At 55.3% G+C, this 24134-nt stretch carries 14 protein-coding genes; 11 read left to right on the plus strand and 3 right to left on the minus strand.

Annotation, left to right across the window (positions count from 1 at the left end; translation table 11 throughout):
• Window positions 1-9 precede the first annotated feature (9 nt).
• The gene (locus HDF12_RS11115; RefSeq protein ID WP_179582895.1) at window positions 10-1101 is read left to right on the plus strand and encodes an oxidoreductase; all 1092 of its coding nucleotides are present in this window, start codon (window positions 10-12) and stop codon (window positions 1099-1101) included.
• A gap of 25 nt (window positions 1102-1126) precedes the next feature.
• On the opposite strand, the gene HDF12_RS11120 is transcribed toward HDF12_RS11115, so the two are convergent.
• Together HDF12_RS11120 and HDF12_RS11125 are read right to left on the minus strand one after the other, a co-directional pair.
• A complete protein-coding gene (locus tag HDF12_RS11120) occupies window positions 1127-2245 on the minus strand; it encodes a lactonase family protein (RefSeq protein ID WP_179582897.1) in 1119 nt (372 codons plus the stop codon).
• Window positions 2246-2270: 25 nt separating this feature from the next.
• Window positions 2271-3806, minus strand: coding sequence for an FAD-binding oxidoreductase (locus HDF12_RS11125; protein ID WP_179582899.1), 1536 nt, complete (start codon window positions 3804-3806; stop codon window positions 2271-2273).
• 331 nt (window positions 3807-4137) lie between these two features.
• On the opposite strand from HDF12_RS11125, the gene HDF12_RS11130 reads away from it, so the two are divergent.
• The 9 genes from HDF12_RS11130 to HDF12_RS11170 all read left to right on the plus strand — a co-directional run bounded on the left by HDF12_RS11130 (window position 4138) and on the right by HDF12_RS11170 (window position 18794).
• Window positions 4138-5430 carry an MFS transporter gene (locus HDF12_RS11130; protein ID WP_179582902.1) on the plus strand — a complete coding sequence of 431 codons (1293 nt, stop codon included), beginning with the start codon at window positions 4138-4140 and terminating at the stop codon, window positions 5428-5430.
• Between the two features lie 71 nt (window positions 5431-5501).
• Window positions 5502-8666 (plus strand): sensor histidine kinase, encoded by a 3165-nt coding sequence (locus HDF12_RS11135; protein ID WP_257025504.1) that lies wholly within the window; start codon window positions 5502-5504, stop codon window positions 8664-8666.
• The gene (locus HDF12_RS11140; RefSeq protein ID WP_179582904.1) at window positions 8663-9286 is read left to right on the plus strand and encodes a response regulator; all 624 of its coding nucleotides are present in this window, start codon (window positions 8663-8665) and stop codon (window positions 9284-9286) included. Before HDF12_RS11135 ends, HDF12_RS11140 begins: the two co-directional genes overlap by 4 nt.
• Before the next feature lie 208 nt (window positions 9287-9494).
• The gene (locus HDF12_RS11145; RefSeq protein WP_373563892.1) at window positions 9495-12893 is read left to right on the plus strand and encodes a TonB-dependent receptor; all 3399 of its coding nucleotides are present in this window, start codon (window positions 9495-9497) and stop codon (window positions 12891-12893) included.
• A 141-nt stretch (window positions 12894-13034) separates the two neighbouring features.
• Window positions 13035-13817: an RraA family protein gene (locus HDF12_RS11150; protein ID WP_257025505.1), complete on the plus strand. Its 783-nt coding sequence runs from the start codon at window positions 13035-13037 to the stop codon at window positions 13815-13817.
• Window positions 13818-13838: 21 nt separating this feature from the next.
• The gene (locus HDF12_RS11155; RefSeq protein WP_179582906.1) at window positions 13839-15143 is read left to right on the plus strand and encodes a selenocysteine synthase; all 1305 of its coding nucleotides are present in this window, start codon (window positions 13839-13841) and stop codon (window positions 15141-15143) included.
• A gap of 47 nt (window positions 15144-15190) precedes the next feature.
• The gene (locus HDF12_RS11160) at window positions 15191-15664 is read left to right on the plus strand and encodes a RidA family protein (RefSeq protein ID WP_179582908.1); all 474 of its coding nucleotides are present in this window, start codon (window positions 15191-15193) and stop codon (window positions 15662-15664) included.
• 146 nt (window positions 15665-15810) lie between these two features.
• On the plus strand, window positions 15811-17340 hold the full coding sequence (locus HDF12_RS11165) for a Cys/Met metabolism pyridoxal-phosphate-dependent protein (RefSeq protein WP_373563893.1): 1530 nt from the start codon (window positions 15811-15813) through the stop codon (window positions 17338-17340).
• A gap of 107 nt (window positions 17341-17447) precedes the next feature.
• Window positions 17448-18794, plus strand: coding sequence for an amidohydrolase/deacetylase family metallohydrolase (locus tag HDF12_RS11170; RefSeq protein WP_179582910.1), 1347 nt, complete (start codon window positions 17448-17450; stop codon window positions 18792-18794).
• Window positions 18795-19063: 269 nt separating this feature from the next.
• Here HDF12_RS11170 and HDF12_RS11175 read toward each other — a convergent pair whose 3' ends face one another.
• Window positions 19064-21787, minus strand: a complete 2724-nt coding sequence (locus HDF12_RS11175; RefSeq protein WP_257025507.1) for a glycoside hydrolase family 3 C-terminal domain-containing protein — start codon at window positions 21785-21787, stop codon at window positions 19064-19066.
• 305 nt (window positions 21788-22092) lie between these two features.
• Between HDF12_RS11175 and HDF12_RS11180 the strand changes: the two genes are divergently transcribed.
• A complete protein-coding gene (locus HDF12_RS11180) occupies window positions 22093-23637 on the plus strand; it encodes a DUF6600 domain-containing protein (protein ID WP_179582911.1) in 1545 nt (514 codons plus the stop codon).
• Window positions 23638-24134: the final 497 nt, after the last annotated feature.

Below are 24134 nucleotides of genomic sequence, written 5' to 3' on the forward strand. Positions count from 1 at the left end.
GAAGGTGTGATGAGCGGAAATTCCAGAAGAATTCGTGTCGGTCTAATCGGCTATGGGTATGCAGGAAAGATCTTTCATGCGCCACTTATCCGCGCGGTTCCGGGGCTTGCGCTAACGATGGTGGGCTCAAGCAGGCCGGAGGTTGTGCGGAAGGACCTGGGTGAGATCGCGGTTTGTTCTCCTGCGGAGGTGGCGATATATCCCGATGTCGATCTGGTGGTGATCGCGAGCCCTAACGACAGCCACTATCCGCTTGCTTCGGCTGCGCTGCGAGCGGGGAAAGATGTGGTCGTCGACAAGCCGTTCACGGTGACGCTGGCCGAGGCGCGCTCTCTGCTGCAAATCGCGGAGGAGCAGGGAAGAATGATTTCGGTCTTTCACAATCGCCGATGGGAGAGCGAGATTCAGGCTACACGCGCGGTGCTGCAGTCGGGCGCGCTTGGTGTGGTCTCACATTATGAGTGCCACATGGACCGCTACCGGCCTCACGTTCGTCAACGCTGGCGCGAGGATGAGGGCCCAGGTGCCGGATTGTGGTTTGACCTGGGGCCACATCTTATCGATCAGACGCTGTATCTCTTCGGCCTCCCACAATCTATTAGTGCAAGCTTTGCCACTCTGCGCGAAGGCGGAAAGACAGACGACTGGGCTCATGTTCAGCTGAACTATGAGCGCATGCGAACTATTCTTCATGCGTCGTTGCTGGTATCGAGAGGCGGTCCAAGGACAATCGTGCATGGGACACGAGCGAGCTGGATGAAGTACGGTGCGGATGTGCAGGAGGCACAGCTGAAAGAAGGCATGGTACCTGGCAGTCCTGGTTTCGGCTACGACCCTCACCCCGGCCTTCTGTATGACGGCGAGACTGGCAGGCGCACAGAGATTCCGGCGCCGTTAGGCAATCAGCAGATGTACTACATGCAGATTAGGGACGCGATTCTCGGAGGGCAGCGGGAGGCTTCGATTCCGGGGATCGATGCGGTTGCGGTGATGGCTGTGCTGGAGACAACATTTCACTCGGCCAAGCAGGGAAGGGTGCTGCCGCTCTCGATGAGCCCAGATGAGATTGCGCAGTGGCGTCGAGCTCATCCTGCTCTTTAGTGGCGCGAATCTGAGGACCCGTGAATTACATGGAGAGTGTCGCGATGCTGAGTGGCTCAGGGACCTCTGCTGCCAGTATGGGACCACTGAGACGTCCGTCGGCGGGATCTGCTGTAAAACGCAGCACGCCGTCGAAGGTCTCGCTTACGACATGGAGGGTATCGCGCTCTGCTGTCATGGCGACGGATCTTCCGGAGTGCAGGTGCCAACTCTGGAATCGATTTAGTATGCCGGGGGAGCGATCGATGTGCCAGACCTGAAGGACATCGTCCTCCCTGCCGCCGATGGTGTAGAGGGCGCGGCCTGATGGATGGAGAGCCAAAGGTCCGCCGGTGTCTTCGGCGATGCGTTGGATGCAGTGGAGAATTCTTCCATGTTCAGGGTCGTATTTGTAACTGCATAGGGAGCGATTTAGCTGGTTGGCAACGAAGAGAATATCTCCTTTGGGATGCAGTACGAGATGGGCCGGTCCGCTGCCTGCGTCTGTGGCGAATCTCTGGTGCACTGTGAGGCTGGTTTCGCTGACTGCCAGGACGCTGATTTGGTCACTGCCTGTGTCAGATGTGAGGACGCGGCCATGTGTCGTGTCAAAGAGAGCCATGCTGGGATGGGCGGAGAGCTGATGTAGTGCATCGGGTCCGCAGCCAGTTTCCTTGAGAATTCCAGCTACCTGTGGGCACTGGCCGCCCTCGAGGAGGGAAAGGAGGTTGTAAGCTCCGCCCCCGTGGATTGCTACGACAGCGCTTTTGCCATCGGGCGATAGAGTGAGGTGCCGGGGGAGGGTAGCGGAGAGCGAGAGGGAAGTTTTACTGAATGCGGTAAGTGTGCCATCGGGTGCGAGGGTGAAGGTTTCGACTGAGCCTGTGGGCAGGTGTTGGTGGTCAGCGACCTGGTTGATGGCGTAGAGAGTACGGCGATTCGGATGGACTGTGAGGGAGGCGGGAACTTTGCAGGCTACGATCTGCTTGAGGGCCCAGTTGAGACCATCAACCTGGAAGACGTGGATCTCGTCGTGGCCGCTCCCGACGTATGCAAGATGAGGAGACGACGGAAGACCACGCGCCATGCTCGTTCGCAGCGCAAGGGAGGCGGTGCCCACGATGCGAAGGAAGTGTCTACGATTGAGGGAGGAGCGTTGCTTCATCGGAGTTCCTTGTTGGTTCGGCTCTTCAGGGTCGTATCGACATGGCGTGATGAAAGATGTTGTTGGGGTCGTACTTGCGCTTTACGGTCTGGAGGAATGGGTATAGTTTTCCGTGGCCATAGTAGAGCTGAGGCCAGTAAGTGTAGGAGAGCATATCCCGATCGGGGTAGTTGATGTAGCAACCTTCATAGCGGGGGCTCCACCAGGGAGTTTCTTTGTGGTCGGGGTCGGAGTCGGGGCCCGAGTAGAGATCTTTGTAAATGTCACGGATCCACTGAAGTCTTCCGGCGTCGTCTTCGGGATTTCCCCAGAAGGACATGAATTGGAGCTTGAGCACCGAGGACCGTTGCGCGACGGAGGTCGTTTCGAGGAGTTCTTTGCGGTTAATCGCTCCGCCGTAGGAGTCCATCTCGATCACTGAGCCCCGAAGATCAACGTTCGGGATCGTCCGGGTCATGTGTTTGTAGATGCAACGAGCTTCAACCTCAGTGAAGCCGCGTTTCATATAGGCAGATTTGTACTTGGCGCGGGCGCTGCTGCCGGAGCCGTTGTTGCCGCCTGTGGCGTCGAGCCAGTTTCGTCGTCGGACGGTGTGGACTCCAGAGCAGAGAGATTCGCCTGCGTCTTTTCTGGCTGAGAGTCCTGCATGGCCAGTGCCATCTGCCGGAGATGCTGGGGAACCGCATTGAAGGAAGCAGTCCAGATAATCGTTGAGCGCAGCCAGATCGCGACATGTGCCGTCGGGGTTACAGAACTGCACGGACATTCCCATGTGCCCGCCGCCCGACTGATGCGAGACCACCAGGACCGCGAACATACCCCAGGCGTCTGGTTCCTGGCCACGAGTCTCCCAGTACTCTCCGAATGTCTTCAAGAGTGATACGAACTTTTCTTCTGTCATACCCTCCCACGGAAAGGAGATGTAAGCCTCGATGACCTCCGCTGGAGGGTGCGGAAGTTTGTTGAATTCGTAGGAGGTGATGACACCCAGGCTACCGCCTCCTGCACCTCGGCAGGCGCGAAAGAGGTCTGCGTCGTGGTGCGCATTTACTCGGCGAGGAATGACCTTGCCACTTCCATCGACCGTCAGGATCTCTACGGCAGTCAGCCAGTCGGAGGAGAGACCATGGAGCCGCGACAAGAGGCCATATCCTCCGCCGCTGATGTGGCCACCTGCCGCGACGGTTCCACAAGTCCCTCCTGGAAGCGTTACACCGTAACGCTTGTACAACTCGAGGTACCCGTTCCAGAGCTGTACTCCGGGACCAATCCGATAGGGCGGGGCACTTCTGCCGTCGTTGACGCCGGAAAGAAGGCTCAGATCCAGAATGGCGCCGCTGGGATTATTTGCGACGAAGTCCTCATAGCAGTGCCCTCCGCTGCGTATGGTTGGCCGCAGGCCAGCGCTCACAATCTGCTGAAGCGCGTCAGCAGCGTCGGCAGAGGATTCACACAGGAAGATCCGTTTTGCAGCGTCGGTCTCTTTCTCCGGGAATCGCGCGTTATGGCCTTTTTGCAAGCTCGCATATCGCGGGTCGTCGCGTGTGATGATAATGGGCATCGTGCTTATTCCGTCTCAGCCGCATATAGGAGGCAACGGGCAGAAGAGTATGTATTAGTAACTAGAGCGAATTCGACAACAATGCCTGTAAATTGTCATCGGACGAGCGCCAGATTTCCAGATAGGCTAAATGACCTAGCCGTCAGATTCCAGTTTTGTTGACTATAGAGAGGCAGCGTGAGCTTTATCCGATGAAGTCTCTGCGAGTGATATAGGTCATAAGTCCTAAAGAGAATTGCTCAAGGCATTGTTCAATAGAAGGTCAAAGCGCTCTGTCAGAAATCGATTGCCAAGATCTGTCCGGGCACGTGTCGCGGTAGGAGGAGCACCAGTGTATTTCGAACGCCATACCCGAGTCAGGTTTCTGCTTGCCTTCTGGCTCTTCGTCCTGAGTGGCGTCGCCTTTCTCGATCGAACCAACATCTCGATCGCCGGGATACAAATCAGTAAAGAGTATGGATTGGGGAATCAGCGTTTAGGCTGGATCTTCAGCGCATTTCTTATTGGGTATGCGGGTTTTCAGCTTCCGGCGGGATGGCTTGCGGCTCGCTTTGGCCCGCGCCGGGTTCTTACCCTTGGAGTTTTGTGGTGGGGCATAGCAACTGCGCTAACGGCGATGCTGCCTTCAGGGATATCCCATGCGGTGATGTTGCTCATTGCGATCAGGTTTGCTCTGGGCGCAGGCGAGGCTGTAATTTACCCCGCGGCGAATCAGTTTGTTGCTCGATGGGTTCCGATTCGTGAGCGCGGCTTCATCAACGGGCTTATCTTTGCGGGAGTCGGCGCCGGCAGCGGGCTAACTCCACCTCTGCTGACGTGGTTGATCACACATCACGGATGGCGGGCGGCCTTTTGGTTCAGTGCGATTGTGGGTCTGATTGCGGGAAGCATCTGGTGGCAGTACTCACGAGATACCCCCGAGGAGCACCCCGAAGTTGGACCGCTAGAGCTAAGCGAAATTCATGCCGGAATCAACGGAACCGTTCAGGAGCACCGTGCACTCAGCTCCGAAACGGTTGAGATTTCGTGGCGTGCGATCTTCCATCGCCGTGATCTTCCAGCGCTGATGATCGGCTACTTCAGCTTCGGCTACGTCGCGTGGATCTTCTTTAGCTGGTTCTTTCTTTACATGGCACAGGTGCGAGGCTTCGATCTCAAATCGAGTGCGCGCTACGCCATGCTTCCATTCTTGTCGATGACGATCTGCTGTCTCGCGGGGGGTGCAATCAGTGACAAACTCACGGACCTGTACGGTCTGCGTATCGGCCGCGCCGGTCTGGCGTCGATGGCGCTTCTTGCAACGGCGTGTTTTTTGGTGGTCGGATCGATGGTTCATAGTCCGCAGCTTGCAGGAGTCATCCTCGCAGGTGGGGCCGGCGCACTGTATCTGTCGCAGAGCTCGTTCTGGTCTGTTTCCATTGATATTGCAGGTCGCAGCTCCGGAGTGTTTTCGAGCATGGTGAATATGGGGGGGCAGATCGGGGGTGCGGTGACAGCGTCACTGACTCCGTGGATCGCTCAACGCTTCGGCTGGACGACTTCTTTTGCACTTGCTGCGATTTTGGCCGTGATTGGGGCACTTTGCTGGTTGACGGTGCATCCAGAGCGTCCGCTCGACGCCTAGACGGATCCGTTCGGAGCGGATTCCCTTGCAACGAACAGAAATATGTGTTCGCCTTGAGGTCTATCTAGATATTGATCAGGCGATTCCATCCCGTTCGAGTGGAGCGTGACCCTCACGCCACGCCGACAGTGTGTCTTCCGCGGGGTGTGGGTCTGGTTTCGGTCGCGAGCCAGTTTCGTCGTAGAAGCGGACTGATTCTGTCTGTTCTTCTTTATGTGGCTGCGGGGATGTTTGCTTGCGGGGCAATGGCGCAGACATCCTCTCCGCTCAGGCTTTCCGAGTATCAGAAGCAGGACTGGCAGATAGAGGATGGACTACCTGACAATAATGTCCGAATGATTGCTCAACGGCCGGATGGACTACTCTTGCTTGCTACCGGATCGGGGCTCGCCACCTTCGACGGACAGCACTTTCACAGTCTTCCCATCGTGGTCGGTGGCCTCGCCGACAATGAAGCTATCAATGCGGTGCTTCCCGAGGGCAACGACGATCTCTGGATTGGAACGGACGGCAGCGGGATACTGCACCGTACAGCATCCGGAACTGTTGCGATCAGCGAACAGGCCGGATTTCATAATGAACGCATTCGAACGTTTTATCGGGATGCACAAGGGGTGCTATGGATCGCTACTCAGAACGGGATCGAGCGATTCGTTAGCAATCACCTCGAGGCGGTTGCGGGTGCCGGAATGATCTCCGGCGATATCACGACGCCCTTCGCCGAGGATGGCCATGGAGGGATGTTCTTCATTACGTCTTCGGGGCTTTATCACTGGCAAGGCGGTAAGGTCCAACGCTATCGGGTTGGAACGTCGGCGTCTGATACTGAGGTCGCGGTGTATCGCGATGCGGCACAGCGGATCTGGGTGGGAACGATGACTCACCTGATGCAACTTGTTCCACGCAAGTGCGCATTATGCGGCGAGGCGCCTGCATTTGATCCCGTGGTGCGTGCAACCCTCGCAAGTCCGATCACTACCCTGCTCGGCGACGCCACCGCCGGGAATCTCTGGATGGGAACCCGCCACGATGGTGTGTGGCGTTTTGGTGCAGACGGCCTCTCGCATTGGGGCTCGCGCAATGGACTACCCGATGACGCCATCCGAACTCTGTTTATGGATGACGAACAGAACCTTTGGGTCGGGATGCTCACCGGCGGCCTGAGCCGATGGCACAAAGGAGCACTCGCGCCGTTTGGAGAGCCTGAGGGTTTCCACGCCTCCTACGCCGCCAACGTGTTTGCCGACAGCCGCGGCGATTTATGGTTTGGCACATGGGGAAATGGTTTATTTCGGCGGCACAACGGCCAGCTTATTCCTTCTACTCCTCCAGGCATGCCGATCACTACGGCGATCCGAGCGCTTGCCGAAGACCAGAAGGGGCGAATGTGGATAGGAACGTGGTTCAACGGAATTTACAGCTACGACGGCCACTCGTATCGTCACTATCTGCTTGGCAACGAGTCGCCAGGCAATGCTGTCAGCTCTATTCTTGCGGACAGTCACGGAGGGCTGTGGGTAGGGACTTACACAGGGGTTTTGTACTTTCCGCAGGGACAGCCGGATCGACAAAATCGTAGGCAGTTCGTCGAGACGAAGCTGATTACATGCCTGATCGAGGATCGGGACGGCTCCATTCTCGTTGGGACGAGTAGTGGCCTCTACAGTGTTCGAGACGGAACGGTATCGGCGGTCTCCGGCCTTCCTCATCCGTATGTGCTCTCGCTGGTGCTCGATAGCGGAGGGTATCTCTGGGCGGGCACCAAGGCGGGCGGAATCGTTGCGATTAGACAGGATCATGCGGTTGCGCTGCCTGGCAACGTCAACGCGCCCACGCAACCGGTAAGCACGGCGACGGAGGATCAGGACGGCCACCTGTGGCTTGGTACCTATCGAGGAATTGTGCGCCTCACCGTAGCTGAGCTGCATGCTGTGATCGAGGGACGACAGCATCCGTTATCAGTTGTGATACTGGGGAAGGCCGATGGGATGCGGTCCTCAGAGTGTGGTGGGCCTTCGAAGCCGTCTTCTACGCTTCAGCCTGATGGTACTCTCTGGTTTGCGACGACCAAGAGCTTTGTGCATACAACGGATGTGGCGGAGAGGCTAGGCACGATAAGTCCGGCCGCGACAATCACGGGCTGGACACTGTCGAGCGATCCCGACGCCGCTGATACCGATACGAGGACGGGCGATTCGCGGATCGAATTGGAAGCGGGGCAGCCCGACATTCTGTTCTTCTTCAACGCGAAGCTGCTCTCCAATCCGGCGCATGTGGAGTATCGCTATCGTCTCGCTGGGTATGACGCGGAGTGGACGAATACTCGCGCTCATGCTGCCCGCTACCGCCGCCTGCCGCCGGGGACCTATAGGTTTGAGGTGCAGGCCCGGGGCGGCGGAGAAGACTGGACCTCTCGGGTGAGCTCGGTTGAGGTGAAACAGCGGCCTTATTTCTACCAGACCTGGTACTTCGCTGCTGGCCTTTGCCTTGTCGTTCTTGCTCTTGCGACGCAATTGTTTCGACGTCGTCTCCAGTTGATGAAAGGGCGGATCGGTATCGTACTGGAAGAGCGGAATCGCATCTCCCGCGAGTGCCACGACACGTTGATGGCTGGGTTTGCCGCGATCTCATGGCAGCTGGAGGCCACGTCGAAGTTATTTCGGGACAGCGATTTGAGTTCTACTCCTGCCGCTCAGTCGTGTGAACTGGCTCGAAGCATGGTCTCTCACTGCCAGGCGGAGGCGCGGCGAATCATCTGGGATCTGCGGGATGCAGACGAGATGACCAATCTGTTGTCACGAGCGCTCAGTCGCGTCCTTGAAGCTAATCCTTTACAGGAGAACTTCAAGACGACTTTTGAGGTTGAAGGTGAGGAGCAGCCGCTTGCTCCGGGTTGCGTCCATCATCTGGTTTGTATTGGTCAGGAGGCGGTCTCGAATGCGATTCGTCACGCCAACCCTTCACGGATTCTCATTCTGCTGAGGTATGAAGCAGATTCGCTAAGCCTCTCTATCTATGATGACGGACACGGTTTTCAAGGCTCGGAGGAGAACAGCTCGCGCCGCGGCCACTTCGGCATTCCCGTGATGGAGGAGCGAGCGCGCAAGATCGGCGGCACGTTCCGGCTGCAGACCTCAGCCGAGGCCGGTACGGAGGTGACCGTGAAGGTATCCTTCAACGCAGCACGGCAATCGCTAAGGCAGGAGCATCATGTTATACGTTGGATAGGGATATGAAACAGATTCGTGTGTTGCTAATCGAAGACCACTTTCTTGCGCGCATGGCGCTGCACTCGGTGCTCTCGGGTCATTCGCAGATTCAGATTATTGGTGAAGCCAGCGACGGTGAGACAGGTGTTGAGATGTATCGAAGTCTGCGTCCGGATGTGGTGGTGCTCGATCTACGCTTGCCACGGCTCAGCGGCTTCGAGGTGATCGATCAAATTCGCAAAGAGTATTCGTCCGCTCGCATTGTTGTGCTTTCCAACTATCAGGGTAGCGAGGATATCTATCGTGCGGTGCGAAGCGGCGCGATGGCATATCTGAATAAAGATGCGAGTGGAGAGCAGCTTTTGAACGCTATCCAGAATGTGGATCGAGGATTAAGGTATCTTCCTCATCTCGCGCTCGACTGCCTGGCCGAGCGCACGCCGGTTCTGGAGTTGACGCCACGCGAGAGCGAGGTGCTCGCCGGAATTACGCGAGGACTTAGTAACCGGGAGATCGCGGAGGATCTTCATATCGCTGAGAAGACGGTGAGAATTCATGTCAGCTCACTGCTCGATAAGATGGGTGCACGCGACCGGACTCAGGCGACGATTTACGCCTTTCAGCGCGGACTTGTCCACCTGAACTGACGAGCCTAGGACATTTGTCCTAGCTAAAGACATGGCAACAGCCTAATGACAATCAGATGACCCCGTAATCAAATCCCTGTTAATCCTCAGCCTGGGATCTGAATCGCTGTACCTGCCGAATCAGCCGACGGTAGGCTACCGCCGTCGCTCTGCAAGCCAGGCGAGTGGACTGTGAATAAATCAACGGACGTCTTTCGGAGGTCATGCTGTGAACAAAGTTCTTCTACGAATTTGTTTGATGTGTCTTCTTGGTGTTTCGGGCGCATCCGCGCAGATCGCTAACAACACAGCTCTGGTGGGGACGGTCGTTGATGCGAGCGGAAGCTCAGTAGCGGGTGCTCAGGTTACCGCCACAGAAGAGGCCACGCAGCTGAAGTACACGGCGACCACCAACTCACAGGGCTACTACTCCATTACCTTCATCAAGAGCGGCGTCTATGATCTGTCCGTCGAAAAGGGTGGATTCAAGAAGGAACAGACGGTGGGTGTTCCCGTATCGGTCGACCTCGCAGTGCGTACGGACTTTGATCTGAAGATCGGGTCCACAACGGAGACCATTACCATCACCGCCAGTACGGCTCCGCTCTCCACCGACGACGCAAACCTCGGAGAGACGTTTTCGACCAAACAGGTTGAGGATCTTCCGGTTCAGGGGCACAATGCGCTCGAGGTGGCTGCGCTCGCCTCGAACGTCACGATCGGATCGAAGACCAGCTACAGTGGAAACCCTCCCGGCGTCGACTTTATTGGAGCGGGACAACGTGAGACGCAGAACGATCTGACTCTCGATGGCGTCTCGATCATGAACAACTTGGGGAACGTCACTCCCGCGCGGCCCGGCACGGATATGATCTCCGAGGTTCAGATGCAGAGCGGAAACTATCCTGCACAGTATGGCGCCTACCTCGGCGTGCACATCAATCTCGTCAGCAAGGTTGGTACTAACGACTTTCATGGTGTGGTCTACGACTATGTTAAAAATACGGCTCTGAACGCGCACAATTTCCTTGATTCTCCTACGCAGAAGAAGGCGCCTCTGAACTACAACCAATATGGGTTTACCTTGGGTGGGCCTGTCTGGATTCCGAAGCTTTACAACGGCCGCAATAAGACCTTCTTTTTTGGTTCCTACGAGAAGCTAAATCAAAAAGCACAGAGCGCTGGTACTTCTACTGTTATGACAGCAGCCCAGGAAGGCGGCGACTTCTCGGCTTTAGGCACCCTGAATCCTAACGGCGGTTGTACGGGCATCTGTCTTAAAGACCCCTATAACAATAATGCTTACTACCCGAACAATCAGATTCCGGTCAGCGAACTGTCGACTCCTGCAGCTTTGATCGCAAAAAAATACGAGGCTTATGTGCCGCTGCCGAACGCCGCTGGGATAAACAACAACCTCAACAATGTCTACTTCCCGAACAACCTGTTTATCGCGCAGACGCTGGAGCGCGTCGATGAGAACATCGGAGAGCGGGTGCGGATCTTCGTGCGCTACCACTGGCAGAACCTAACCTATGCCAATGGAAATCAAGTTCCAGTAGCCGGCGGATACGGGCCTGGCAATAGCCGAAATCTGGCTGTCGGATACTCCCACGTCATTACACCTCGACTCGTCAACGACTTTCACTTCGGCATCAACAAGTTTCTGACCGACTCTCTGAACTACTGGTACGTGAACAACCTTAAGGGAGCAGGCACCTCTCTCGGTATCCCCGGATTCAACTACGACACCACAACGGGAAACCTTGGAATCCCCAATGTTCAGCTGACTAGCGCAAGCGGTATGAACATTGGAAACAATGGAACGAACTGGTTTCAGGATGACCGTACGCTCGACGGATATGACCAAGTCAGCTACACCCGCGGCAAGCACAACATTATGGCTGGTATAGAACTTCGGAAGCTGACCTTAGGCCGCGCTGCAACCAACGAATCCCTCGGCTTATTTACCTTCAATGGAACACTGACGGGTGACAGCCGGGCCGACTTTGCGCTGGGCCTGGCGGCGACTGATCAGACGCCTGTAAGTACTATCAAGGGTTCGGTGGCCGAATGGCGCGACGGATTTTTCGTCCTGGACAACTGGCAGGCTACCTCGAAGCTGACCATAAACTATGGCCTGCGTTACGACCTGCCGACCGTCCCTTACAGTCTGAACGGCTACGCACGTTTGCTGAACCAAACGGAGACCGCGCTGATTCCGCCAACGAGTGCGCTGACTCCGAATACCTTCACTCCTACTCCGGGATTCAAACTCGCAAGCGCAACCCACGACAACTGGGGACCGCGTCTGGGAATCGCATATCGCGCGACCGACAAGACTGTGATTAGAGGGGGAGTGGGTTTCTACTACAACGCCAACCAGCTCAACAGCTTTACCTTGCTCAGCAGCAACTACCCGCTGGGAGCCTTCATTGGATACAGCACGACAGCAGCAAATCTTCTGTCCTTCACAAATCCAACTCCTGGGGCGGGCAGTGCTTCTCCAATTGCCGGTACTCCTGGCACCTTTCAGAGCGCAGTTCAGTATGATCCGAAGAACAAAACGCAGCGCAGTTATCAGTGGAACGTCAGCGTTGGGCAGGAGTTATGGAGGGGGGCGGCTTTTGAGCTTCAGTATCTGGGGTCTCACTCTCTGCATTTGGATATCAGCGACTACAGAAATCTGCCCACGAATCCTAGTGGAAACGGGATTGCATCGTATGCGACTAAGCCCACGCTCAACTCTTTGCGGCCAAACCCGCTCTTTGGTTCGATACGCGATCTTAACAACATCGCCTACTCCCACTACAACGGTTTGACCACAATCTTCCGTCAGCGGCTCTTGTATGGTCTATCGGGACAGGCGAGCTATACATGGTCTCACGACCTGGACATTGGCTCAGACTCGAACGGCGGCGGAACAGCGTCGCAGCCATTCAACATCAAAGCCGACTATGGCAACTCCAACTGGGATATCCGTCATCGCTTCGTCGGCGTATTGACTTACGATCTGCCGTCCTTCCAAGGAAGAAACCGCTGGGTCCGGGAGACGCTTGGCGGCTGGCAGCTCAATGACATCGTCAATCTGCAGACGGGCATGCCCTTCAACGTGGTGCTGGGCTATAACAGCGCGGGGTTCGATCAAGGTACGACGCGGCCGAGTTTTGTCCATCAGGCCAGTGCTCACTGCAGTCTGCACAATTACATTACGGGCAACAAAACGTCGTGCATCGATGCAACAGCTTACACGCTTCCTGTAGCTCCACAAACGCTGAATTCCGCCGGAGCCATCGTTGCTTACAACTACGCGTTCGGAAACACCTCAAGAAATACCCTTCATGGACCTGGCTTCTCGTATGACAATCTGTCGCTCTTCAAAGATTTCGGGCTGCGTGAGCGGATGAAGATTCAGCTTCGTGCAGAGGCACTGAACGTGTTCAACCACCCGAGTGCGGCGAATCCGAACTCTTCCAACGGAAGCGGGAATCCGACGCTCAACGCTGCGTCTCAATCGAGTACTGCCGTGAGTACTAGTGGATTCGGTCAAGTTATCGGGGTCCAGACACTTCCCGGTGAGTTGAGTGGAGCTCGTTCGCTGCAACTAGCAGGTAAGTTCATCTTTTAGCGGCCTGTTCGCTTCGGGCGGCGGCCGGTAGTGCCGCCGTCTGCTGCACGAAGTTCATCGAAGGAAGCGCCGGAAACCTGGAAAGATCGGATCACAGTTGAGATACGAAGCCTATTATTTTGAGGAGGAGAGTTTTCTATCATGACCTCGAACAAGACCAGTTGGATTCGTCCCATCACCGGTACGGTTGCGGCCGTTTTTCTTTGTTGTACGGTGCTTACCCTTATGCAGAAGGTGAACGCCGACGCGCAGAAGACCTCAGCAGAATATGCCGCAGACCCGGCGGCTATGATCGATGCGTATCGTCATGTCGAAGCTGCTTCTGTTTCCGACGCGATCGAACAGCTGCTGCATGAAAAGCGGTATATGTCGCATCGCATGCAGGCAGTGTTTCCCACGAAGTTTGCCGGTGCGGCGCTTACCGTCAAGCTGACTAAACAGGAGAACCACGACCCCGCAGCGTTGACCGGGATGCTTCAGGCGATCGACTCCGGCAGCGCTGGATCCGTGTATGTCATGCAGGTAGAAGACGGGGCAGATATCGCCGGCATGGGTGGACTTATGGGTACCGCCATGTTTGCCAGGGGGTTCGCCGGCGCGGTCGTCGATGGAGGGGTGCGCGATCTACCGCAGCTCAAGCGCATCGGCTTTCCAGTCTATTCCACGGGACCGGTGCCCTCCACCTCGGTGAGTCATTATCGCTTCGGAGGAGTGAACGTTCCCATCCTTTGCGATGGCGTCGCGGTTGCTGCCAACGATATCGTTGTTGCTGATCAGGATGGCGTCGTGGTGGTGCCGCGTGAGCATGCCGCTGACATTCTTGTTCTCGCACAGAAGCTGGATAACAGCGAACACTCCATGTATCCCTTTATTGAAAAGTTTCACTCCATTACGGAGGCTGTCCGCCAATTTGGCAGAATCTAATAATGCGACCTTCACAGAACGATGTTGCTACTGGAGGCTTTGTTGACGCTCTCTGCACAGGATTCACACCTTTTTACGCGAAGACGATTTCTTGGCTGGTCACAGGCCGCACTGGCAGTTCTGGGTGCGGCATCAATCCTGCCGTCGAAATCCAACGCTCTCTCAACCACTTCTGAGGCGCAATCTGCGGATGACTACTACGCAAAGCTCGGCGTCGAGAAGATCATCAACGCCGCCGGAACCTACACCTATCTCACTGCTGCAGTTATGCCTCCGCAGGTGCAGCACGCTGTCGCGCAGGCGGCTCTGCATCCCGTTGTGCTGAAAGATCTGCAAAAAGCCTCGGGAGAATATATTGCCAAGCGGCTTCGATGCGAAGCAGCTCTCGTGAGTTCCGGGGCTTCTGCGGCACTCACGCTTGCAACTGCTGCCTGCATCGCCAACGCGAACGGTGTTGCCGCTAACCTGATTCCGGAGAGTGTCGGCGGCATTAAGAATGAAGTGATTGTTCAGAAAGCGCATCGCTATGAGTACGACCACGCGATGCTGCTCTGTGGAGTGCGCATCGTCGAGGTTACAACGGTGGACGAGTACAGGCGTGCATTCTCTCCAAAGACGATCATGACGAACTTCTTCAATTCAGCCGAAGGGGGTGAGATCGATCGCCGGACCTGGCTTGAGGTTGCGCATCAATATAACGTGCCTTGCCATATGGATGCTGCAGCAGATATGCCTCCGATTGAGAATCTGTGGAAGTACACGGGCATGGGCTATGACCTTGTCTGTTTCTCCGGCGGGAAGGGAATACGCGGTCCACAAAATGCTGGGCTGCTACTCGGCAAAAAGCATCTTATCGATTTGGCAATGGAGAGCAACAACCCAAACTCAGACGCTGTGGGCCGCGGCATGAAGGTTGCCAAGGAGCAGATCGTCGGCATGGTCGCTGCGGTGGACTGGCTGCTTGAGCAGAACGACGAGACGGACCAGGCCGAGTATGCGCGCCGTGCCGATGTGATCGTTCGCGAGGTGAAGGACATTCCCACAATGAAGACGGAGGTCTTCGTGCCTGAAATCGCCAACCATGTGCCGCATCTGATGCTCGCGTACGATCCGCAGGTTGTTGGCATCACACCAAAGCAGGTCCAGGAGCGGCTTCGCGCACAGCGTCCTCGGATTGAACTCAACCCTGCGACCGGTTCATCTGGCCGTTTTGGCTCTCACTCCAACGAAAACACTATCGTCGTCGGAACCTGGATGCTGCAGCCTGGTGAGGCCGAGATTGTTGGCCGCCAGCTTCGTGTAGTCCTCTCTCACCCAAACGTCTGAACATTACGCTACATTCGATCAGCCCAACAACAGAAAAGGAGTCAGCCATGGAAAAGCAGTCCAGAAGAGGTCTTCTCAAAAACGCTGCCAAAGCCGCCGTCATTGCAACAGGAGGCGCGGCTCTTGCGGGGACGGCGAAGGCACAGGTAACCGGCAAGCTCGAGAAGAAATCCTATCCAGCCAAACCAGCTTCAGAACCAGCTCAGCTGTTCTCAAGCGCCGTTTCGTACGGCAACCTTCTTTTTCTTGCGGGAGTCGGAGCGCACTTTCAAGGAACAATTGAAGAACACACGAAACATGTCCTTGATGAACTTGAGAAGAATCTGACCGCAGCGGGTTCTTCGATGGAGAAGGTCCTAAAAGTCAACGTGTATCTCAACGACATCAACGACTGGGCAAAGATGAACACCGTTTATGGGGGCCGCTGGGGCAAGATTCCTCCGGTACGTACTACGATTGCGCCCGCCGGCGGCATTCCGGGAAATTCGCTTGTAGAAATCGACCTCATTGCCTACATCTGATCTTTGATCTAGGTCATCAGGGCACGTTCACAAACACGTCTTACTTCAGGAAAAGGGAACGGGTTCCTATGTCACTCTTTCGCACGACACGGTGGTCACGGCGGGAAGTCCTCAAGCAGTCTGGCATGCTCTCTGCTTTTGGAGCTGTGACTTCAATATCACCTCTGGCTGCAACGGCGCAGCAAAAGGCATCTGCTCAACGGACTATTACGCATGAAGGCACAGAGACCGACAATCTCTTTACCCGCATCGGCGTACGTCCCATCGTGAACGGCCGTGGCACTTTCACCATTATCAGTGGCTCACGATCTATGCCTGAGGTGAAACAGGCGATGTACGATGCATCGTTCTACTTCGTTCATCTCGACGAGCTTATGGATGCTGTCGGCAAAGAGCTGGGGCAGCTGACAGGAGCGGAGTGGGGGATTGCTACGACAGGATGTGAAGCGGCCATTGCACTCGCTACGATTGCATGTATCGCTGGAACCGATCCGGAGAAGTCTCAGGCACTTCCTTACATCAAGGCGCGCGATCAGGTCATCATTCCTAAACATTCCCGAAATCCTTACGACTTCGGCGTTCGCATGACGGGAGTAGAGATCGTTGAAGTGAATTCCGCAGAGCAGCTTCGCAGCAAGCTTTCAGAGCGAACTGCGATGATCTATATCCTATCCGGACCTGATGCAGAGCAGGGCCCGCTGAGTATCCCCAATATCTGCACAATGGCAATGGAAAAGGGCGTTCCCGTCTTCGTGGATGCCGCCGCTGAGGAGCCGCTTGTTCCTAACATCCATATTCAGCATGGTGCTTCGCTAGTCGGCTACTCGGGAGGCAAGTGTATGCGCGGACCACAATCTTCCGGAATGCTTATCGGACAGAAAGATCTGTGCCGGGCGGCTTACTTTCAGGCAGCGCCACATCATAACTACGGTCGTGCGTATAAGTGCAGCAAGGAAGAAGTGATGGGCCTCCTGGCTGCGGTGCGCCAATGGTACAAACGCGACCATGCGGCAGAACAACAGGAGTGGCTCTCCTGGCTTCAGTACATCGAGAGACGAGTGAAGGGGCTTCCTTCGGTGACGACCGAGTACCTGCAGCCGGAAGATCTCTCTAACCGCTCGCCGCGTCTCCGAATAAAGTGGGACGCAAACGTTTTGAAGATTACGGGTACTGAGCTTGTTGCGCGTCTTGATGCGGGCACACCAAGAATTCTTGTCGATGGCGGCACCGGCACTCGTCCTGCTCACATGGCCAGTTCGGTCACTATCATGCCGTACATGATGGATCCCGGAGAAGACCACATCATCGCGGATGCGATCTACGAAGGCCTTACCAAACCTGGCCACTATGAAGATCCCGTGATTCCGACTGGAGCCACCGCACAAGTAAATGGGAAGTGGGCCATTGCGATTCAATATTCGCGTGGAGTCGGGGAGCAACACTTCGTTCTTGAACAAAGCGGAGAGACGCTTACGGGTAGACAGCAGGGTGAACTCTACAAAGCCGATCTGAAAGGTACTATTCATGCCAACCAGCTTGAGTTACACAGCAATGTGACTGTTAGCGGAAACACAATTCCGTGGGCATTTCGTGGAATGGTTGAGGGCAATACAGTCTCTGGAACTGTCAGTATGGGAGAGTACGGAGACGCAAGCTGGAAGGCTACCCGGGTCTGACGTTTGTCTCGTCGAGCATGAAAAGCTTTCATATTCCAGCATAGAAACCAAATGAGTATCACGCATCCAAACTTTGTCTGCGTGGTCAACGCATAGATTGGGGAGTCATGAATTTGTATTTCTGGAAACAAGGTTTAGCGCTTTCCTGTCTCGCATTAATCCTCACGACAAGCGACAGCTTATCGGCTCAACAGGCTTTGCCGGCCTACGATCTGCTACTGAGCAGCGGTCATGTCCTCGATGACAAGAACCACCTCGACGCCATTATGGACGTCGCAATCAAAGACGGTCGAGTTGCAAAGGTTGCCGCGCACATTCCCGCAACCGATGCGCTAAAGACCATTGACGTTAAGGGACTGTATGTCACCCCCGGGCTCATTGACCTTCACGTTCATGTCTACGCGGGCACGGGTGAGCGTAACTCCTATGCTGGCGACAACAGCGTTCCGCCGGATGGCTTCACCTTCCGTGTGGGCGTAACGACCGTGGTCGACGCGGGTTGCTCTGGCTGGCGTAACTTCGAAGACTTCAAGGACCGCATCATCGATCGTTCGAAGACTAGAGTCTTTGCGATGCTCAATATCGTCGGTTCAGGAATGCGCGGGGGTAAGTACGAACAGAACACCGCTGACATGGACGGAGTGGCAACCGCGGCGATGGCTCTCAAGTATCCCGACACGATTGTCGGAATCAAGACCGCACACTTTGAAGGCCCAGAATGGACGCCAGTCGAGCAGGCTGTTATCGCCGGGACCCGCGCAAACATTCCCGTTATGGTTGACTTCGGTGTCGATCGCCCAAGTCGTCCGATTCTCGATCTAATGACCCAGAAGCTTCGTCCTGGCGATATATACACCCACATGTACTCTGGCCTTCGCCATGAGCAGGATCCCGTCACGCTGGGTCCGAGCAAAGCTCTCATCGAGGGTCGCAAGCGTGGTATCTACTTCGACGTTGGCCAAGGAGGTGGCAGCTTCAAGTGGTCGCTCGCAATTCCTATGATCAAGGATGGATTTATCCCCGATTCCATTTCGACCGATTTACACATCACCAGTATGAACGCGGCTATGAAAGACGAGCTGAACGTTGCCGATAAGATCATGGCCGTGGGCGTGCCTCTCAAGGAGGTCGTTGCGGAAATGACCTCTCATCCTGCCCGGGAGATTCGCCATGAAGAACTCGGGAATCTCTCTGAAGGCTCGATTGCGGACATCGCGGTCCTTCGTCTGGAAAAGGGCAAGTTCGGATTTACCGACATGGAGGACAAGCGCCTCGATAGCAACCAGAAGCTTGTCTGTGAGCTCACCATCAAGGACGGAAAGATCGTGTACGACCTGAATGGAATCAGCGCCACGCTATGGACGGTGAAGCCGGACGCTAACGAAAAAGAGGCGTACCGATGGAGCACCTTCGCACCTCGCCACGCAGAGGCAAGTACAGACACCGAACATTAAGTCTTCGGTGTCTTTTAGACTCGCTCACGCTGGACAGTTCAATTCCACAGAGGGGTCACGTTCATCGACTCGGTCTATGTGACGAGCTCATTTGGGAATCAGACGCTCAAGAACTCTTAAGGCACGCGAACGTTAGGATCACGTTGGCGGTGAACTCCCACAAGCGTTCGGCTCGGAGCAAGGTTTGCTAAGATGATGATTCCGAATCTGGATGAAACGAAGGTGCTGTAACCTCAAATCGCTCAATAGGTTTCTTACTAAATCCATATTTAGGGTGGAAGTATTAGCGTATTTTGCACGCTGAAGGCGGCGGTTTTTACAAGACGGCTGTCAGCAGGTTGAGCTCCGCCTACCGCAACAACATAACTACCAGGAACAACAGCTCGATTGCCCTTATCGTCTACTTGGGAAAGGATGCGACAATCAAGAGTAAAAGTGACATGCATCGTCTCGCCGGGTTTTAGGTGTAGGCGCGTGAAACCGGCGAGGGCAAGGTTGGGGGACACCGAGGAGTGAGGTGATATCAGATAGAGTTCCGCAACTTCGTCCCCCTCTCGAATGCCTGTGTTCTTTACATCGGCTTCAGCTGTAAGGGAGTCACCGGCCTTGAGGTTTGAACTAGAGAGCCTGAGGTTTTGGTAAGAAAAAGTGGTGTAGCTAAGGCCATACCCGAAACCATAAAGCGGTTTGCTCTTGAAGTAACGATAAGTTCGGTTGGCCATGGAATAGTCATCAAAGGCGGGCAGTTGTTCGACCCCAGCGTAGAAGGTCACGGGAAGACGCCCACCGGGGTTGTTCTGCCCGCTTAGTGTTTCAGCAATTGCTTCCGATCCGGCTTCACCGGGGTACCAGGCTTCGAGGATGGCTTTGGCATGCTCATGAGCCCAATTTACGGAGAGAGCAGACCCGTTCATGAGAACGACCACCAGCGGCTTGCCGGTTGCCGTGAGGGCTTCCAGAAGTTCTTGCTGCGCAGCGGGAAGCTTGATGTCGGTGCGGTCTCCGCCCGAGAAACCTTCGACATGGAGAGGCATCTCTTCACCCTCAAGATTGGGAGATAAACCTACAAACGCAACAATGACTTCAGATTTCTGAGCGATAGCGACGGCTTCTTTTCGTAGATAGGAAGACTGTGGGGTCCACTCGAGTGAGAGGTCTGCGCCACGGAGGGGAGCATGATGAATGTACTCGACCTTAAAGTCATGTGGATCGGTGTCCACGAAATTCAACCGAAAGTGCGAATCCGAATTCGAGTCACTCCCTGACAGAGAGTCACTCGCAATCAGTTCTCCATCAACAAAGATCTTAAATTGCTCATGTCCCGTGCAAGGATAGCAGTCACCAAAGTGCATAGTGAGCGCAAGGTCCCCCGTTTGAGGGGCTGTGATGGTTCCGGTCCAGCGGACGGCAAAGCTATTGGAGGGGACGCCAGGCGTCGGTGAGGCGGAGTTCCAGTCGAAATCAATTGCTTTGTCAATACGGGTCGTTACAGGTTTGCCTTCAAAGGTGCCCCCGGAAAAGTACTCACCCTTTAGTCCGTTTTCGGTAGCTGATTTGCTGGGATGAAACACGGTGCGAGGAATAGGCAGAGGCACCTGGTCTGCGTACGGCGAGCCCTGAGCGTAGAGAATCCTTGAGTTTCTAAACTCAGCGGCGATGGCGTCCACCGGAAGTTTCGCGTCTTCGGCAATTGCGTTGTAGTTGCCTTCTATGGCCGCCAAAGAAGCCGCATTAGGTCCTACAACGGCAATTGTGCGAGTGTTCAGGTTGAGCGGTAGAAAAGAAGAGTCGTTCTTTAGTAGCACCATTGACTCCCTGGCCGCGGTTTTAGCCACTTCTTTGTGGGAGGGGGAGTTCACTTCAGAGAAGGGAATTGCAGCATAAGGAACCTTGAAAGCGTCATCGAAAAGGCCGAGGCGGTAGCGCGCAAGGAGCAGCCGCTTGAGGGAAACATCGATTTGCAATTCGCTAATGAGATGTTTTTTCAGAGCTTCGGTGAGGGCGAGATAGGTATCGCCGCAGTTTGTGTCTGTGCCGGCTTCAATGCCTGCGACAGCTGCTGCCTCCTTGCTCGGCGAGGTATGATGTGCAGTCATTTCATAGAAGTCGTCGATGGCCCCGCAATCAGAGGTGACGAAGCCTTTGAAGGACCAGTCGTCGCGAAGAATGCTTTGGAGGAGGTACTTGTTTGCGCAGGCAGGATAGTCGTTGATCGAGTTATAGGCGCACATGATCGAAGCGGCTTTGGCTTCGGTAATGGTGGCCCGGAAGGCGGGAAGATAGGTATCCCACAGATCGTGAGGTGAGGGATCAACGTTGGCGCTGTGACGTGTGGATTCTGGACCGCTGTGTACGGCGTAGTGCTTAGGAGTAGCGATTGCCCTCAAATAATCTGGATTATCTCCCTGTAGACCTTCGACGAACGCTACGCCCAGACGCCCGGTAAGGAAGGGATCTTCCCCGTAAGTTTCTTGGCCGCGGCCCCACCTCGGATCGCGGAAGATATTGATATTCGGCGACCAGATAGTGAGACCGTAGTAAATGGAATGAATGTTAAGGCGTACGGCTTCGTTGTATTTAGCGCGTGCTTCGATGGATATGGCTGTTGAGATCTGGTGTATGAGTGGAGCGTCCCACGTGGCGGCCATACCGATAGCCTGAGGAAAGAGTGTGGCGTATCCGGAACGGGCAACGCCATGAAGACCTTCACTCCAATAGTCATAGGCAGGAAGATTAAGACGTGGGATTGCTGGCGCAGTGTTGATGAGTTGAGCGACTTTCTCGTCGAGTGTCATGCGTGACACGAGGTCGTTGACTCGCTCATCGTTGGAAAGGTAGGAATCCAGATAAGGAAGCTGCTTTGACGATTGCGCGAACGAGCCAAAAGGCATAAGACTTAACACGAGAAAAAAAGCGGAGACCAAGCGCAGCCACATAGAACGAGTTTCTCCAAAGACATTAAGCAATCCTACCCTCTTGGTGATCGGTTCCATCCCAGTTGCTTATTCGACTGAATCCTCCATCCGTATTTCATTGGAGAACTTCCGAGCGATCATCGAGATCCCATAAGCTGCACTAAATCGATGCAATCCAATCATGATCTTTCGCTCATTCTGGGGATTACCTCCCTTGCTCCATTGTTGGATTTTGCTGTGCTTAGCTCATGCGGGAATTCGACATGTGCTCCCGCATTGAAAAGTGCAGCTTCCTTTGAAGAATGATGAAGCTATTGCGGGCCGTGCGGACGTATACTTTCCGACATCTGTTGATGCAAATGGTGTGGGTTTGGAGGCAGTTTATGAAGATCCGATCCGGATGCCGGTTACTCCTCGCAATGGCGTTTCCGATGGTGGTCTGCGTTGCGGCAGGAGCGCAAAGTGGAGTGGTTGGGACACAGGCTAGTGAAACTGCCGTTTCACGTGCTGTGCCGGAGGCGAAAGTCGCGAGGGACAGCAACGGGGCGCTTCCAGGCGATTCGCATGTGAGGATCGTCCGACTGAGCGATGTGAAAGGCACGCTGCAACTGGATCGCAAGACTGGCAATGGCTTTGAGGCGACGATGCCAAATATGCCTATTGTCGAAGGCGAGAAACTCCGAACGGGCGAGGGTTACGCGGAGGTGGAGTTCGAAGACAACAGCACTTTGCATTTAGCCCCAAATTCGCTGGTCGAGTTCCCGCTGCTGGCGCTGCGCAGTTCTGGGACAAAAGCCTCAACGGTTAACGTGGTAAGGGGGACAGTCTATGTGAATCTCGAAAGCACCAAGGGCAATGAGTTTCTGCTCTGGGCTTGCGGCAGGAAGATGACGGTTGCGCCTGCAACACATCTGCGGGTGACAGTCGAGGGGGAGAAGACGGTCCTGTCAGTCTTCAACGGGAACGTCACGGTGGAGCGCGGTTCGGAGACAACTCTGGTCAACAAGAAACAATCGCTGACGCTAGGCGCCGATCAGGTGACTGTCGCCAAGAAGATTGATCAGGGTCCCTATGACGCTTGGGATAAGGATTCGAACGACTACCACGCACGATATTCGCGAGCCAATACATTCGCCGGTTCAGGATCCTCGTATGGTCTAAGCGACCTCAACTACTATGGGAGCTTTATCAACGGTGGGGGGTATGGTAGTTTCTGGCAGCCTTATCTTGTCAGCGCAGGCTGGAATCCCTATCAAAACGGGGTGTGGGCTCTGTATCCCGGGGCGGGCTACTCCTGGGTCTCGCCCTATCCATGGGGATGGCTGCCATATCATTCGGGCACGTGGTCCTTCTACCCGGGGTACGGTTGGGGCTGGCAGCCGGGCGGCGTTTGGAACGGGTTGAACAACATAGTGGTCACTAGTGGGCAGACGGCTGGTACACTCGCTCAAAATCCTGTGCGCTCGCCGCTGCGGCCTGCTGTTCCGCAAAAGCCTGGAGACGGCGCATCTCCATCTTCGCTGGTGCTCGCTGGTGACAAGCCGATAGTTTTTTCCAAAGAAGACAAGCCAGGAAACTTTGTGTTTCAAAAGAACTCAGCAGGGTTGGGGGTTCCGAGGGGATCGCTTGGGGACCTGAGCAAGATTTCGAATCATGTTGAGCAGCATGGATCCGCAAGCATGCCAGTGTATGCTTCTTCGCCTTCTCTATCGACGGGCGGGTCCGACCATGGGGCGAACGTTGGGCCAGTAATTCTGAAGGCCGGATCGCCTGTCTCAAGCGACAATTCGTCTTTCCCTTCCGCGTCGCGACCGGGGCCTTACACAGGGTCTTCGTCGCAGACAACCCCGCTGTCGCACAGCGGAGCCGCTTCAGCATCTGGAGGTTCAAGCGGTGGCGGCAGCCGCCCCGGCTCGAGCCCCAAGTGAAGTGTGGAGAGCATAGCGACACTACACCTCTGTAGAGCTGATGGATTTGCGCTTGCGGATATCCGTCCAGACTGGCTCATTTCCATGTCCCGGACTGGTGTACAAAAGAACGGCAACTGAGAAAACCCTGTCCTGCCCTGTAAGAACAATGACGGATATCTTCAGTCTTGTGGCTCACAAGCGACTGAGACCCGTCCTTTGCCTACCCATCCCGGGACCACGCCCTCATCCTCTTCCATAGGCGCCTGATCGTCGATGAGTGCCGTGGCGGTTTGGCAACAAAACCCGCTTCTGCGGATCATGACCCAATTGGTTCGGAGAGCGATTGTCTGTCACCAGGGAAGGCTACATTAGCTCGGAAATTTGACATTAGAAGTTTTGCCAGGACGTCCACGAGTTGGGGGTTTTGGCTCGATTGCTGCCAGCTGGTGTGAACGGTTCCCGAAACACCCAGATAGAACACCTGCAACAGTCCCGTTGGCAGTTGCGCTGCGCTG

Source organism: Tunturiibacter gelidiferens (genome assembly GCF_013410115.1).
GTDB lineage: Bacteria > Acidobacteriota > Terriglobia > Terriglobales > Acidobacteriaceae > Edaphobacter > Edaphobacter gelidiferens.

Coding starts and splice junctions, on each gene's coding strand:
- HDF12_RS11115 (WP_179582895.1), top strand. CDS start 10: ATGAGCGGAAATTCCAGAAGAATTCGTGTCGGTCTAATCGGCTATGGG.
- HDF12_RS11180 (WP_179582911.1), top strand. CDS start 22,093: ATGAAGATCCGATCCGGATGCCGGTTACTCCTCGCAATGGCGTTTCCG.
- HDF12_RS11170 (WP_179582910.1), top strand. CDS start 17,448: ATGAATTTGTATTTCTGGAAACAAGGTTTAGCGCTTTCCTGTCTCGCA.
- HDF12_RS11120 (WP_179582897.1), bottom strand. CDS start 2,245: ATGAAGCAACGCTCCTCCCTCAATCGTAGACACTTCCTTCGCATCGTG.
- HDF12_RS11125 (WP_179582899.1), bottom strand. CDS start 3,806: ATGCCCATTATCATCACACGCGACGACCCGCGATATGCGAGCTTGCAA.
- HDF12_RS11140 (WP_179582904.1), top strand. CDS start 8,663: ATGAAACAGATTCGTGTGTTGCTAATCGAAGACCACTTTCTTGCGCGC.
- HDF12_RS11155 (WP_179582906.1), top strand. CDS start 13,839: ATGTTGCTACTGGAGGCTTTGTTGACGCTCTCTGCACAGGATTCACAC.
- HDF12_RS11175 (WP_257025507.1), bottom strand. CDS start 21,787: ATGGAACCGATCACCAAGAGGGTAGGATTGCTTAATGTCTTTGGAGAA.
- HDF12_RS11160 (WP_179582908.1), top strand. CDS start 15,191: ATGGAAAAGCAGTCCAGAAGAGGTCTTCTCAAAAACGCTGCCAAAGCC.
- HDF12_RS11150 (WP_257025505.1), top strand. CDS start 13,035: ATGACCTCGAACAAGACCAGTTGGATTCGTCCCATCACCGGTACGGTT.